We start from the raw sequence: 13,816 nt of genomic DNA on the forward strand, positions 1-13,816 counted from the left end.
TAGTATTATGTAATATAGTACGTTTAGTTTATACATGAATAGATTTAATATCAATCGAATTTTATAAGGGGTAAGAAAATGGAAAATCAAGTAGACCTTAATAGACCTGTGAAACAAGTCCTTGATTCACACCCTGAACTTCTCGACATTCTTGTCGATTTAGGCTTTAAACCTTTAGCTAATCCAGCCATGAGACAATCGGTTGGAAAAGTTGTCACACTAAAACAAGGCTGCAAATTAATCAACCTTCCTTTGGAACAATTAGTGAATGAACTACAATGGAACGGCTATACTGTCATCGGAGGTGACGTGAATGAGTAATAATACAGACAATCGCATAGATATATTAGAAGGTATTCTTCTTAAACTGCATCATGGAGCAGATCCTGAATCAGTTCAGGATGAATTTAATGAGCATTTCACGGGTGTGAGTGCCATTGAAATCTCCATGATGGAGCATCAATTAATGTATGGGGATAGTGTGATTACGTTTCAAGATGTTCTTAAGCTATGTAATGTTCACGCGAATCTGTTCAAAGGTACGATTGAAGATGGTAAAGCCCCCGATGCTGATCACCCCGGACACCCCGTAACAGTATTCAAAGAAGAGAATATGGCGTTACGCTCTGCCCTGCTACGGATTAACAATATTCTGGATACCTTTGAAGAAATGCCGGTTGAAGAATTGTCTGATGGAATGATTAAAGGACTTAAACGTCAATATGATATCATCGGGCAATTTGATAACCATTACAACCGGAAAGAACATTTATTCTTCCCGGTTATGGAAAGTTACGGCCACGACGCTCCACCAAAAGTTATGTGGGCAAAAGATGATGAGATCCGTGACTTATTCAAACGCGCCTATAAAGCCATGGAAAAATTTCCCGATATTAAATTTTCAAAAGTAAGAGATACGTATGAAGCTTTCCAATTTGAATTCAATGAAATGATTTTTAAAGAAGAAGCTATATTAATTAATATCTTACTTGAAAGTTTCAATCAATTGGATTGGTACAACATCGCCCTGCAAAGCGATAATTACGGCTATGCAATTATTCCTCCTCGCGAAACTTGGGAACCAGAAAACCTGGCAGACTTACTCGAAGAAGATACGAAAAAAGCTGAAGAATTAACAATTCAAGAAGTACCTACACCAACTAAGTCAGTTCAAAAAACAATGAATACAGTGGAAAGTAAAACAATCGAAACACGAAAAATTACCGTTAATGGCGGTCAATTTACCGTTCTTTGGGAACCAGATGAGACGCTTGACTCAAGCAGTAACCAAATCATGAACCCAACAGTGCCTCTTTCGATTGGTGATGGTTACTTGAGCTTAGAACAAATCAAAGTCATCTTTGATTACATCCCAGTGAAAGTTACTTTTGTTGATCAAAATGATATCGTACAATACTTCAATCACAAGAAGGAGTCATCAATATTACCACGACACGCTGAAAACATCGGTGCTAAGGTAGAAGATGTCTATCCAGAAGCAGTCTGGGATACATTAGAACCCATTGTTCAAGCTTTCAAAGATAACACATTAACTGAAGAAAGCTTTTGGTTTGAACATGAATCAGAATTTTTATATATTTCGTATAAAGCACTCTTTAATGAATCCGGGCAATATCAAGGATTCGTTGAAATAATACAAAACATCCAACCTATCTTAGATATTCAAACGGATAAATGGCGTAATTTACTCCCTCAAAGTAAGGTTGATTTAACACTTAAGGATCCAGCTAATTTAACTCAGGTTAATCACAAACATCAGTCTCAAGCAGAATCACAAGTACTTCAATTTGGTAAAGGACAGTTGGAATTCAACTGGTCTGCAAGCAATGAGACAGTAGTCAATGATCCAAAGGATTTTTCTAATGAGCAATTGATTAGTATCGGCGAAGGATATTTAAGTTTAAAGCAAGTGAGACTCATTTTGGATTCAATGCCCTTTGAGATTACTTACGTTGACGGCGATCATAAGTTTAAATACTTTAATAATATCGGTCCTTATGACGAGATGCTCTTCCAAAGATCACCTTTAGAAATTGGACGTGACTTAGAATATTGTCACCCAGCTAGAGTTTGGCCAAAGGTTAAACGCTTATCTGAAGACCTTCAAGCACAACGTCGTTTTATTGAACCTATGTGGTTCTCACCTGGGAATAAACTTATTTATATCTTGTATATTGGTGCGCAAGATCAAAATGATAATTATCATGGTATTGTGGAGACCGTTCAGGATGCTTCAATGTATGTTGAATTGGACGGAACAGAGAAACGATTGTATTAAAAAAATCGGTTATTACAAAAAATGTAATAACCGATTTTTTCTATTCAAACTCAGCCGACGTTTGTTTTTTTATCAACTGTTCTACTTCATCGTAATACACATTGTTTGTTGTATTCTAAAAGTGGTCCATTATTCAGCAAGTTGCCGTTGAAAATGGGCCACTTATTTTTATGCTTACCATACATGATTAAATGGATGGAGGCGGAAGGAGTGATTATGAGAATCAACTACTCTCTGTTAAAACAGAGAGTTTGTCCTAAACATGGTGGTTGTACAAACGATATAATATCTCCAACCGTTTAAAGACACTAAGGGATGGTTGACTGGCACCCCATCAGTAAGCGGTCTGTAGACACTTACCGAATATTGTTTTATGTTTAATAATTTTGTATTGGCACAACTTTTTCAAACCGCGGGTTTTTCTCACTCGACAGATATCGGTGACCCAATTCTTGAATATTGATAGCTGCCACACGGTCATCATTTGATTGATACCCACAATTCTGACAAGTAAACAAGTGCTTATCTTGTTGTCTATTAGCTCTATCAATTGATTCGCATTTCGGACAACGTTGGGACGTAAATTGTGCGGATACTTTTAAAACTTGCGAACCACTTTCTAAAGCTTTATACATTAACTTTTCTTCAAAATCGAAGAATCGCCAAGAATGGTGTTCATACCGTACATCTTGCTTACGGTGGTGAGTCGTGTTAAAAGTAACGTTCGTAAGATCTTCCACCACAAACAAGGTATTGGCCCCGTATCGGTCAACGAGTGTCTTTGATAATTGATGGTTCACATCATTCATCCAGCGGTTCTCTCGTCTTTCAATTGTTTTAAGACGTCTACGACTTGATTTGGTGTTCTTCGCTTGTAAGGACTGGCGCAATTTCTTAAAACGCCGTCTTTTCTTCATCAAGCTTTTACCCGAATAGAAGGTAGTATGAGCTGTATCATCCGCAATAGTTAGTATCTGTCTTAAACCACGGTCAATGCCTACAATACGTTGAATATTCGTTTCATCTGGGCTGTCTATCTCTTTACTTGCGGACACGTGTAAGAACCACTTACCCTTACGACAGAGTAATTCAGCTTGACCGAACTTGTAAGCATTCTGGCTAAATTGTTGAAGATAATCGATATGTTGCTTATCACAAGACACTTTAATTCGTCCTTGATTGGTCGTCAGTGAATAGGTATTGTTTTGGTGATAAGCGTAGTTACGATTACGTACGAACACAGCGACTGGTTGCTTAAACCCTAGGGGTTTCGTTAAATGGTAAAGGTCTTTATATAGGGTATGATATTTACCTGTATGGATATCTTTATAACGCTTAGGTTTTTGTTTAAACTGTGTTTTCACGGTCTTATATCTCGCGATTACCGTACGCATCACGGACTGGGCCATTTGCGATTGCAGCCCAAAATCCTGACGTATCTGATGATACAAGGCGTTGTGCAAAGTCGTTTGACCTAATTCAAAGTCATGGTCAAAGATATATGTCGAAACAAAATTACAAGCGTTTAAAAACTGTTGTTGAGTTTCTTCGAACTTTTCAATATCACTAGCACTTGGGTATAATTGCACTTTAATCGTTTTCGTTAACTGCATCTTATCACCTCTTTTCTCTTAAAATACATTATACTAGCTATTTAGAGGAAACATAAACGATAACCTAGTAAAATCAACAAAAAGACCTGTCTATTTCGCTAATTCCTCCTAGGTATCAATACCTAGGTTTCCTTAGCTGACAGCTTGTAAATGAAACAATTTGATGTTATCTCAAGATATCGCCAAGGTGAGTCCAATCGGCATATCGTAAGAGAGTTAGGAATCGATCGCAAGACGGCGAAGGCCATTTGTGATCGATATAAGAAAGGCATTGACGATTTGAATTCCAGTAAGAGTGAACAAGAAGTGGAAGAAGCAACCGAACAGCTTGTTTTAACTCGGTCGTATGACAGTTCCAAGCGAAGAGCACGGGCGTATACTCCTGCAGTAGAAGCACGGATGAAAGAATTATATCAACAAGAATTGAAAAAGAATAAACGGTTAGGCCCGCATAAACAAGCATTAACCGCGATCGCTGTGCATGAGCTTCTCGCTGAAGAAGGTCATCCCATTGGTTACCGTACCGTCGCCCATTACTGGCGGCAGTTGAAACAAAAAACAAGAGTAGCCTTTAGGTTACCGTGTGGACTTTGATTTTGGGGAAGTCAAACTGGAAATCGCCGGTAAGGTTCGCACCTACCACTTAGCAGTGTTTGCGAGTCCTGCCTCTGATTTTTATTGGGCCTATTTATATACGAATCAGAAACAAGATGTTTTTCAAGAGGCCCATGTTCAATTCTTTGAGATGGTGGGAGGGGTCTATCAGGAAGTGGTTTATGATAATATGCGCAATGTCGTCACGCGCTTTATTGGCCGGTCTGAAAAAGAACTCAATGAATCGCTGATCAAATTGTCTCTCTATTACGGCTTTGAAATTAATGTGACTAATTGTTTTAGCGGCCATGAGAAAGGGACGGTAGAAGGTCGAGTTAAACATATTCGCCGTCAATGTTTCAGTAAATCTTACCAATTTTCATCCATAGAAGCTGCCCGAGACCATTTAACGCAGCAGTTAATACGACTGAATCAAAAGAGTCAGATTGTTGAGGAAAAGCAATACCTACTGACCTACCGTCCGCCCTTTGAATTAGCCGAAATGGTTCAATGCCGCGTCAATAAATATAGTATTATCCAGTATGAAACCAATGCTTATTCGGTCCCCGATTATTTGGTGGGGCATACCGTGCAATTAAAAGTGTATCCGGAGTATTTTGTGGTTTATGCCAACCACGAGGAAGTCTGTCGGCATAAAAAATAGAGGGTTCCCATCAGTATCAGCTTGACATATACCACTACCTCAAGACGCTGATGAAAAAACCGGGAGCGTTAAAACACTCCTTGGTGCTCAAACACTCGCCCGATTTGAAAGCCCACTATGCCTTATATTATAAAGAAAATCCCCGTGAATTCCTAGATAAATTAGACCAGTACCAAGCCTTGCCCAAGGTGCAATTAATGGAACAGCTTTCCCAGAATGCCCCGGCTCGAAAGTCGGCTTCCCTTTCTCAAGAAGCCGAAGCCATTACAGAGGCCATTGAAGCGGATTGGAGCGTGTGAAGTAATGACGATTGAAGAAGCAGCTAGAGAATTAAAATTGGCCTATATTTGTGAACATTCCCAAAGTTACCTAAAAGAAGCCAACCAGCGGGGATTAAACTTAGATGAAGCCTTAAAAGAATTATTGTGGGAAGAGGTCACGCAACGACGTGAGCGGAGTCATCAACGCCGAATCAACCAGGCGAAGTTTCATCATAAGAAGTATCTAGCAGATTTTGATGACAGCGTGTTTGAAGAACAGCCGCGCAAGCAGCTGCGTGAGTTAACCTAACTGGAATTTATTAAACGGAAAGAAAATGCGATCTTAATTGGGAATCCAGGCACCGGCAAGACGCATTTTAGTATTGGGATTGGTATAGAAGCCTATTTACAAGGTATGAGTGTTCAGTTCGTTAATGCGCCTAACTTAGTGATTCAATTGAAAGAAGCGGTCACCCAGAGTCAGTTTGTCCGTTTTAAACGCCGTTTTGAAAGTGTTGATTTGGCTATTATCGATGAATTAGGCTACTTGTCTTTTGATGAAGCGGGACGCTGAGCTCTTATTCAATTTACTATCGAACCGGAACGATGAAGGATCGATTATGATCACCACTAACTTAACCTTTGATCGATGGCAGGAATGTTTTAAAGATGCCACTTTAACCGGCGCTCTCGTGGACCGATTAGCCTATCAAGCGAATATCATTAATATGAGAGGAGAAAGTTACCGCATTAAACAAACGAGCTCATGGATTGATTCCATGACTCAAGGATAAATTGCCGCAGAGTGGTCCATTTTTCAGTTGACATTTACAGATTCACCACCTCTCTAATTTTGTCTCTTGAATGCCCCGTACTGGAAGAGATTGTTCGTTGAGGAATCCCTTGTAGATGCATTTCAAGAATCTTATGATAATTGATCATAAAAATAACCTCCTGTAACTTATTTGGGTTCTTTTACAAATAGTGTTGGTAAATAATTTCAAATGTCAAAAAAGCCACCCTAACCGGATGACTTTTGATTAGCTTATTAGTCTTCATCTACCCAATGGTAAAGAAAGAACATGTAGCCCCAAAATTTTCTAATTTCACTAAGACCCGCTCTACGATTGGCTTGCCACCAAGTCACTTCCTCACCGGCAACATCATGATAGGTAGCGACGTATGTTAAATCGAACCCGTAATGGCGATTTTGTCGTTCATAAATCATCTTTGTTCGCAGCATATGGTAATCTGAAGACGTGATAACGGCAGAATCATAGCCCAATTCTTGCATCATCTTCAATGTATTTCGTGCGTTGGTATAAGTAGACGTAGCGTTCCCTTCGTTAATTAAAGCATCACTTGGCGCACCCGCCCCTACGTAAAAATCTAGATTTGACTGGGTTAGTGGACTTACGATAATTTTTCCTGACCGTGAATAACCTGCTTCAAGCAAATCAACTGCTTCACCAGCCCGCTCACTAGCCCCTTCTGGCACAACAATAATATCTGACACTCTCGGTTCCTCATCAACAATGAGGTTACTGAGGGTAATCACACCTAATAAACCTATAGCGATCATAATGCCGGCAAAAAAGCCCGCAAGTCGAACAAGATTATTTCCTTTCATCTACATTCCTCATTTTGATAAGCAATTTCCTTTTGTCTTATCTTACCACATGGAAATCATCGGATGAAAAGTAAAGTATCATTTTCCAGAATCAAATATAATTGTATTATTGTGTTTCCTTGCAAGGGAAGCAACACCCCTTTGAATGATTTCAGTAAATTGATCTTCAAATTTAAACATATCGACCGGTTGTTGATTTAAGTCAGCGTTCTCAATATATGCTTTTAATCGTTTTTGTACTTACTTCATTTCAAAATCAATCTCATCTGGATGCTCAGCACTCGCTATTATATAGCAAAATTCATCTATTGGTAAGTCTTCACAGATGTCAATAATATTGAATAACCGTTCTTCATAGTAAATAAGTTTTGGAATATCACAGATTTCTGTAATTACCGGTAATATCACAATCCGCGATTGTTCCAAGATATCCTCAACAATTGCCGTATCCCCCGGTTGAATAAAAATATATTCAACACCAGGTATGTTTGGCACTTCAACATCTTCATAATGTGCAGCGATGACTTCATAGCCTGCCATAGAAAATTGTTCTACCGCCTGACAGCCAATCGCGTTCGTTGCACCGATAATCGCTACTTTATCCATTTTCTCCACCAAGATTCCTTATAAAAATAAATGCCACTCACCAACTGTTATTAATCTTTCGATCAATAAAACCCATAATCATATGCTATATTTCAACAAACAAGCAAAGATATCCCATAAAAATTTATACTGTCTAAAAATACAACATAACAATAACATACGCTTTGCACTTTTTCTCTTCATAATCGTGAATGTAAATCGGTCTTTTGAAAAGGGTTTGTTCTTGCAAATATTAGCAAAATGAGTTCATATATCTTATTTAGAAATCCTCCCTATGTTTAGAATATAAAGGGTACAAATTTATTAAAAGTAAAGCGTCGTATTGTGAATCTCAACCCGAAAACTGAACACTCAAAAAAAGAGTGTTGTAAGTTTTCGGGTTATTTTTATGCAAAATTTTCGGTATACTCTATTTGAGTTATACAGAAGGGAGTGGGCAGATTGAGTAAAAAGATATATAGCCAAGCTGAGATTCAAGCTTTAAGAAACAATCCTAATGTGAAAAGTGTGACAGAGAAAAGTATTACCTATTCATCAGAATTCAAAATAAAGGCCATTAAACAAAGCAAACAAGGCATGACATCCACTCAGATATTTGAACTTGCTGGACTTCCTTCTCATTTAATCGGAAAAGGAAAATCCAATCAATCACTATCACGTTGGAAAAGATTATATAAAGATCACGGAGAAGATGTATTGTTACAAGAGACTCGTGGTTCAAAAAATAATGGTCCCTATGGACCAAGAGAACAATTATCGTTACAAGAGGCACTAGACAAAGCAAATGCCCGTATAGCCTATCTAGAGGGGAATCTTGAACTAGTAAAAAAATTAGAACAGCACGAGAGGAGCGTGAAAAACGACAAAAGAAACGACTTAAGTAAACAAGAACGCTTTAGATTAATTAACCAAATTATTTGTGAGAATCAACTTGCTGGAATGGTGAATCATTTATGCGACCTTGCAGGGGTAAGTAAAAGCGGCTACTATTACTGGCTAAATAGTAGCGATAAACGTGCTGAGCGTGATCAAAATGATTGGGAAGATTTCCAATTGTTATATAGCATTTTTCTGGATAAGAAGAAGTGTGGGATTGATGAAATAAAAATGGCGTTAGAAACTGAATACGATGTAGTAATGAATCATAAAAAGATCAGAAGAATTTTGCGCAAGAATAACATCATATCATCAATGCGAGCAGCGAAACCATACCGTAAAATGATGAAGGCTGGTATATAGATACCTTTATTGCCCTTTATCCCGAGGATGGCTTTAATGATAAAACAGAAATAGCAAAGAAATACTATAAAATCTATCAACAAATTGTTAAACCTGATGATGACGATGATCCTCCGTATGTGGAACTTCCACCAACTGGTTTTCACAGCTTGTTATCTTATCAAGGTCATATCTCCAGTATGATCTATTGGATTTTGGATGTTAACACACCCTATCTGAAAGAGCTATCTATTCCAGAGCGAGCTTCAGTATACGAGAGAGTTCATGCTACCATGTCTGACCATCCTCACATGGTCGTAGTGAAACAGATCTCTTTCTCCGATCCACATAGCAGGTATTATCGCTCCGGTTATAAACGGTCAGAGATTGTAGATGGTGAGGAAGTACAATGGAATATTTTAGGGGACTTATATGATTTTCATAAAGGAACTGAGCATATTCATCCTGAAGCTTTAGAAGAACTGCAAAGCATTGTAGAAAGTGTCCAACAAGGATATTTCGAAGAGGTTTATGAAGAATACGAAGTAAACAGCTTTTATGAAGTCTTATTTTTAGAAGTGTATCACATGATTCTAGACCGGACTTTAGTGAAGAAATGTGGAAGCTGCGGTAGGTATTTTGTTGTTAAAAACTTGAATGTTGAATACTGCGGTAGACTTATTGATCCAGATGAAGAATCTCTGGATACTAGAACTTGTTCAGATGTTGGCCCTAAAAGGTCTTACATGAAAAAATTAGAAGAAGGTTTATCTTTGAAGTTTTACGATAGAGCATACAAAACTCATTATGCAAGAATCAATTCTGGAAAGATGACAAAGCAGGAGTTTTTCCTTTGGCACCAAGAAGCAAAAGAAAAGCTTGAAATGGTTAGAGCAAATACTTATGATTTTGAAGAGTTTAAAATCTGGCTCAAAAAATAGAAAAGACCATGCCCGGCTGCTGCTATTGCTGCTAGTCATGGTTCTTTATTGGCCATAGTATTTTTATTGTTGTCCCGCCAAGTTAATAATGCTTGACGGGTTTTCTTTATCCTCCAGCTAATTTGATCAGGTCTTCTAAAGGTTCATAACCTTTATCGTTAAAAACGTACTTCCGTACTTCACCATTGATTGTGGCAGTGATTAGCCCAAACACCTGACCTGGGTTTTTCTTAAAAGTCATGGGCAGCTCACCAAAGAACTCGGACCCGAAGGAGGATTCAATGAAGTTCTGACGGTTGAGGTGGATTGTCCTGATAAAATTCAAGATATTAAACTTGATCTGTTCTTCGAGACTCAAGTCTCCAGCTTTCAGCATTTTCTTTACTTCTACTTCTGAATACTTCAATTGGCCATCCCCTTTCATCACCCATAGATTCTACTAAAATGAGACGATTTGTTCTTTCTCATATAGCTCTCCATTTGCATCTTTCCACATCGTTTTTACAGTAAGCTTTGACGACATTCCCATATAATAAATAATATGTTCTTCAAAACTCTTTCCTGCTTCAAGTATCTCATAAGGAACCTTGTCCCTCATAACAATATTCCTTAGATCTCCAGGGACCTCGTAATCAACATGATACGCAGTAGCTTGACCAGAATTCCAAATCTTTAATCTGTACTTACCTTTCGAGACATTATATATTCTAGCTTCTACTATAGATTTATTTGCCGCCTCACGTACTTTTTCTTTCTCTTCAAGTTCATATTTTTTTAATTGTTCTTCCATTTCATTTAATCTCAGTTGGACCTTATTAACTTTTCTAGACTCATGAAATGAAGCAATCGAAATCGCAATAGCTATAAATGGAATTCCATACCCTGTGACAATATCAAATATATCTTTTACTTCCATTTCTTAAACGCCTTCTTTAAGTCTTTTTCTACTTCCTTGAATATATCCTTTTTGAAATCTTCAAGATTTGCATCAATAATGTGGCTGTTCTCTTTAATTAATTCTTCTTTAGTCACGACTCTACCACAATCTGAACATTTAATAAGTGTCTCATCAGGAGCATCCATCAAATCTTCTATATTTTCTTCAACAGTCGAAAATTGATCATTAGCACACACGCTGCACTTTAGGGTTATATTCATCTTCATATCTTTCAAAATTTATCATCTCCTAACCATTTCAATGAAATACTTTAACACCCTACTCTGTATACCCTAATCAGATCTCTTTTTCACAAATTCAACTTCATTTGTCTTAAAATCTTTTAGGATTGCTTCTACAATTTCCTCACCATAGCTAATAATTTCATGACTGAAAGATTCAACATAATATGATATATCAAAACCTTCAACTTGAATTAATTGTTCATCTTGCCTCCCTTGATTTACCAAAACATATTTATTATCAAGCTCTATGTATTGGTTATAAGGTCCACCTTCCTCTTTATCTAAAACTTTTATTTGTTTTGGTAACCACCAACGCATCTCCTCACTACACACATTGCCATTCTTATCTAACAAGCATAATTCCGGACCAGATTCTACGGCTAAATTCCCGCCTTTGATTAGATCTTCGAGATATTTCTTTTGAATATCATCTTCTGCCTTTAATTTCATCTGAATCACTAATGGCTTGGATTTACTGCTTGCAACTGATTTTGCTATAATATTTAGATGTAAATCTTTCATACGGCCTTCCCAGTCTTTATCTGTGGGTCTTCTAAGCAGTTTGAGGTCTATTCCATAATAGTTGGCGTATTCAGCAGCCCCGCTTTGAAATCCAGTTTTAGTTACAATAATTCCCTGCGCGTTTCCAATATCGTGTAAAACTCCGAAGAAATTTCTAACCTTTTCTAGCGTCAAACTTGAAGCATAGTTCTTACATTCTATTAAGACAGTATGTTTAACATTACCCAGCTTAAAGCGCCACAAGACATCGATTTGATGAGCAACTCCTGACCTACCTCTCACTTCAACATTATGCTCAACCTGTATATTTTCTCCATAATCATTATTCAATATTGCTTGATATATTGTTTGTGTAAGCTGCTCATATTGAATTGACTCTCTATAAATATCTACGTCCACGTGACTCACCTCCCACATCATAACCATCAACAAAATATTCTGTAAACTCATCTTCTTCAAAAACGGACATCTCTGCGTCTAAAAATGCCCGTTCTCTTTCACTGCCTATCTAAAAAGTTACCATCACCGCTTATCTGGGTGTCAAAGTGATCAACCAGAATCACTATCTGAAAATTAACCGTCACTACCGATCTGAAAAGTTACCATCACAGCACATCCAGGTGTTACCCTCACAACCGATCTCGATGTCAAACTTATCTGGGTGTCAAACTAATCATGTATATCAACCAGTCTCACATCTTCACCCCGTATACCACCTTTATTACTTCTAACGCCTCATATAAGATTCCCAAAATTTACTTATGCGGAGGAAAAGTTTCTTGGGGACTCAAGTTTACCACCACTAAACAAAACCACTGAGTTACAGCCACTAATGCCAAGAGTAGCCAGGTACGTTTCCGGAAGTTCAGCAATCACCTGTTGCTACAACACTTGAAAACACTGGATTGTTAAGCGAGGTTTTCGCTGAGCTGCCATTTCGGTATGTGGCTCATTTTCTCCTAACTACGTTTTCTAATTTTATCAAAGGCTTTTGAATCTTTCAAAATTTTGTAGCCTACCTTTACATCTTTAAAATAAAGGCGGATTTTATAATGAACTTAGCCATTTAAAATAAAAAAAACGCCACGTGAATTCCATGTTATATTGAAGTTACCACAACTCTCAATAGACAAGGATGAATTCACATGACGCAAACCCATGATAACACAGTTTCACGCAAGGGAAAACATCTTTCCTACTCAGAATGTTGCCAAATCGCTATCCTGAAAAAGGAAGGCTATTCCAACCGTCAGGTTGCCAAAGTGCTGGGACGTGTTCCGCAAACCATAAACAATGAGATTGATCACGGAACCATCACCCAGTTAAAACGCCAAACGCAAAATGGAAACGTGTATGACACCTACTATTCTGTTTATGACGCTGATGCAGGACAGGCCTTCTATGAAAAGCAACGACTGAACTGTGGCAGACGCCCCAAATGGGCGAACACAAATGCCTTCATTGATTGGGCAGATGACAAAATGTTAAATGAAAAATGGTCGCCGGACGTCGTGGTCGGATTTGCCAGAAAACACGAGCTGTTCGATTGTGCCATCATTCCTGGAACAACCGCTCTTTATCAATGGATTGACCGCGGAATCATGCGAACAAAGAACATGGACTTGCTTGAAAAACTGTCCCGTAAAATCAAAGCGGTCCGCCCAGGACACCGTCCCAACAAGCGTGTTCTCGGGACGTCAATTGAAGAACGCCCTAAAGAAGTTGAAACACGGGAAACGTTCGGTCATTGGGAAATCGACACGGTAGTGGGAAACAAGACCAAGTCGGATGCCGTGCTGCTAACGCTGGCTGAACGGCAGACACGCTTTGAAGTCATCCTAAAGTTGAACGGGAAGGACACCTAATCGGTGGACCAAGCGGTTCAACAGCTAAGAGAACGGGCTGGCGCTAACTTCGATCAATTATTTAAGACCGTGACCTCCGACAATGGCTCGGAGTTTTCGGGGCTACACGATGCTCTGCAAGATGTAGCTGACGTCTATTTCAGCCACCCCTATGCTTCTTGGGAGCGTGGGACGAGCGAAAATCAGCATAAATTAATTCGCCGTTTCGTCCCCAAGGGAAGCCCGATTAGTGAGGTGAGCGAGAACCAGATTTTGCGGATCCAGCGTTGGATGAACGATTACCCGCGGAAAATTTTGGGTTATGCAACACCACATGACACATTTGTTCAAGCATTCAAGCAAGAACGATTGGGGGCTTGACCTATCATTACTTGACCTCGGCATGGCTTCATGTCTGGAAAGGTGGCCTGAGGCCAGACTGG

15 protein-coding genes and 2 pseudogenes are annotated in these 13,816 nt (G+C 38.6%); 10 read left to right on the forward strand and 7 right to left on the reverse strand.

Going from position 1 to position 13,816, the window contains the following annotated elements; all coding sequences use genetic code 11:
• Positions 1-78: 78 nt before the first annotated feature.
• Both AWM76_RS07055 and AWM76_RS07060 read left to right on the forward strand, forming a co-directional pair.
• Positions 79-321 carry a DUF1858 domain-containing protein gene (locus tag AWM76_RS07055; RefSeq protein ID WP_003142510.1) on the forward strand — a complete coding sequence of 81 codons (243 nt, stop codon included), beginning with the start codon at positions 79-81 and terminating at the stop codon, positions 319-321.
• On the forward strand, positions 314-2,299 hold the full coding sequence (locus AWM76_RS07060) for a DUF438 domain-containing protein (RefSeq protein WP_003142509.1): 1,986 nt from the start codon (positions 314-316) through the stop codon (positions 2,297-2,299). The genes AWM76_RS07055 and AWM76_RS07060 overlap by 8 nt, the downstream gene beginning before the upstream one ends.
• 377 nt (positions 2,300-2,676) lie before the next feature.
• Here AWM76_RS07060 and AWM76_RS07065 read toward each other — a convergent pair whose 3' ends face one another.
• The gene (locus AWM76_RS07065) at positions 2,677-3,912 is read right to left on the reverse strand and encodes an RNA-guided endonuclease TnpB family protein (protein ID WP_060779365.1); all 1,236 of its coding nucleotides are present in this window, start codon (positions 3,910-3,912) and stop codon (positions 2,677-2,679) included.
• A gap of 150 nt (positions 3,913-4,062) precedes the next feature.
• On the opposite strand from AWM76_RS07065, the gene AWM76_RS07070 reads away from it, so the two are divergent.
• The 5 genes and pseudogenes from AWM76_RS07070 to AWM76_RS11235 all read left to right on the forward strand — a co-directional run bounded on the left by AWM76_RS07070 (position 4,063) and on the right by AWM76_RS11235 (position 6,224).
• Positions 4,063-4,506 (forward strand): helix-turn-helix domain-containing protein, encoded by a 444-nt coding sequence (locus tag AWM76_RS07070; RefSeq protein ID WP_060779366.1) that lies wholly within the window; start codon positions 4,063-4,065, stop codon positions 4,504-4,506.
• Positions 4,496-5,170 (forward strand): Mu transposase domain-containing protein, encoded by a 675-nt coding sequence (locus tag AWM76_RS07075; protein WP_003141443.1) that lies wholly within the window; start codon positions 4,496-4,498, stop codon positions 5,168-5,170. Before AWM76_RS07070 ends, AWM76_RS07075 begins: the two co-directional genes overlap by 11 nt.
• A gap of 50 nt (positions 5,171-5,220) precedes the next feature.
• Complete coding sequence (locus AWM76_RS07080) at positions 5,221-5,469, forward strand: hypothetical protein (RefSeq protein WP_003141445.1); 249 nt, start codon at positions 5,221-5,223, stop codon at positions 5,467-5,469.
• Between the two features lie 4 nt (positions 5,470-5,473).
• A pseudogene (locus AWM76_RS10985) lies at positions 5,474-6,004 on the forward strand (ATP-binding protein).
• A 46-nt stretch (positions 6,005-6,050) separates the two neighbouring features.
• A complete protein-coding gene (locus tag AWM76_RS11235; RefSeq protein ID WP_256638959.1) occupies positions 6,051-6,224 on the forward strand; it encodes an ATP-binding protein in 174 nt (57 codons plus the stop codon).
• Positions 6,225-6,478: 254 nt separating this feature from the next.
• Here AWM76_RS11235 and AWM76_RS07090 read toward each other — a convergent pair whose 3' ends face one another.
• Both AWM76_RS07090 and AWM76_RS07095 read right to left on the reverse strand, forming a co-directional pair.
• The gene (locus tag AWM76_RS07090) at positions 6,479-7,060 is read right to left on the reverse strand and encodes a YdcF family protein (RefSeq protein ID WP_003141452.1); all 582 of its coding nucleotides are present in this window, start codon (positions 7,058-7,060) and stop codon (positions 6,479-6,481) included.
• A 240-nt stretch (positions 7,061-7,300) separates the two neighbouring features.
• A complete protein-coding gene (locus AWM76_RS07095) occupies positions 7,301-7,666 on the reverse strand; it encodes an NAD(P)-dependent oxidoreductase (RefSeq protein ID WP_003141454.1) in 366 nt (121 codons plus the stop codon).
• Positions 7,667-8,107: 441 nt separating this feature from the next.
• Between AWM76_RS07095 and AWM76_RS07100 the strand changes: the two genes are divergently transcribed.
• Positions 8,108-8,905 (forward strand): IS3 family transposase, encoded by a 798-nt coding sequence (locus AWM76_RS07100; RefSeq protein WP_060779368.1) that lies wholly within the window; start codon positions 8,108-8,110, stop codon positions 8,903-8,905.
• 179 nt (positions 8,906-9,084) lie between these two features.
• A complete protein-coding gene (locus AWM76_RS07105) occupies positions 9,085-9,825 on the forward strand; it encodes a DUF6076 domain-containing protein (RefSeq protein WP_003141644.1) in 741 nt (246 codons plus the stop codon).
• A gap of 106 nt (positions 9,826-9,931) precedes the next feature.
• Here AWM76_RS07105 and AWM76_RS07110 read toward each other — a convergent pair whose 3' ends face one another.
• From AWM76_RS07110 to AWM76_RS07125, 4 genes are all read right to left on the reverse strand, one after another.
• On the reverse strand, positions 9,932-10,231 hold the full coding sequence (locus tag AWM76_RS07110) for a hypothetical protein (RefSeq protein WP_106427274.1): 300 nt from the start codon (positions 10,229-10,231) through the stop codon (positions 9,932-9,934).
• A gap of 33 nt (positions 10,232-10,264) precedes the next feature.
• The gene (locus tag AWM76_RS07115) at positions 10,265-10,741 is read right to left on the reverse strand and encodes a hypothetical protein (protein WP_003141646.1); all 477 of its coding nucleotides are present in this window, start codon (positions 10,739-10,741) and stop codon (positions 10,265-10,267) included.
• Positions 10,732-10,989, reverse strand: coding sequence for an ECs_2282 family putative zinc-binding protein (locus tag AWM76_RS07120; RefSeq protein ID WP_003141647.1), 258 nt, complete (start codon positions 10,987-10,989; stop codon positions 10,732-10,734). Before AWM76_RS07120 ends, AWM76_RS07115 begins: the two co-directional genes overlap by 10 nt.
• 66 nt (positions 10,990-11,055) lie before the next feature.
• Positions 11,056-11,928, reverse strand: coding sequence for a restriction endonuclease (locus AWM76_RS07125; RefSeq protein WP_050774102.1), 873 nt, complete (start codon positions 11,926-11,928; stop codon positions 11,056-11,058).
• A gap of 746 nt (positions 11,929-12,674) precedes the next feature.
• Between AWM76_RS07125 and AWM76_RS07130 the strand changes: the two are divergent.
• Positions 12,675-13,754 (forward strand): annotated as a pseudogene (locus AWM76_RS07130) (IS30 family transposase).
• Positions 13,755-13,816: the final 62 nt, after the last annotated feature.

Origin of the sequence: Aerococcus viridans (assembly GCF_001543285.1) — a bacterium.
Lineage (GTDB): Bacteria > Bacillota > Bacilli > Lactobacillales > Aerococcaceae > Aerococcus > Aerococcus viridans.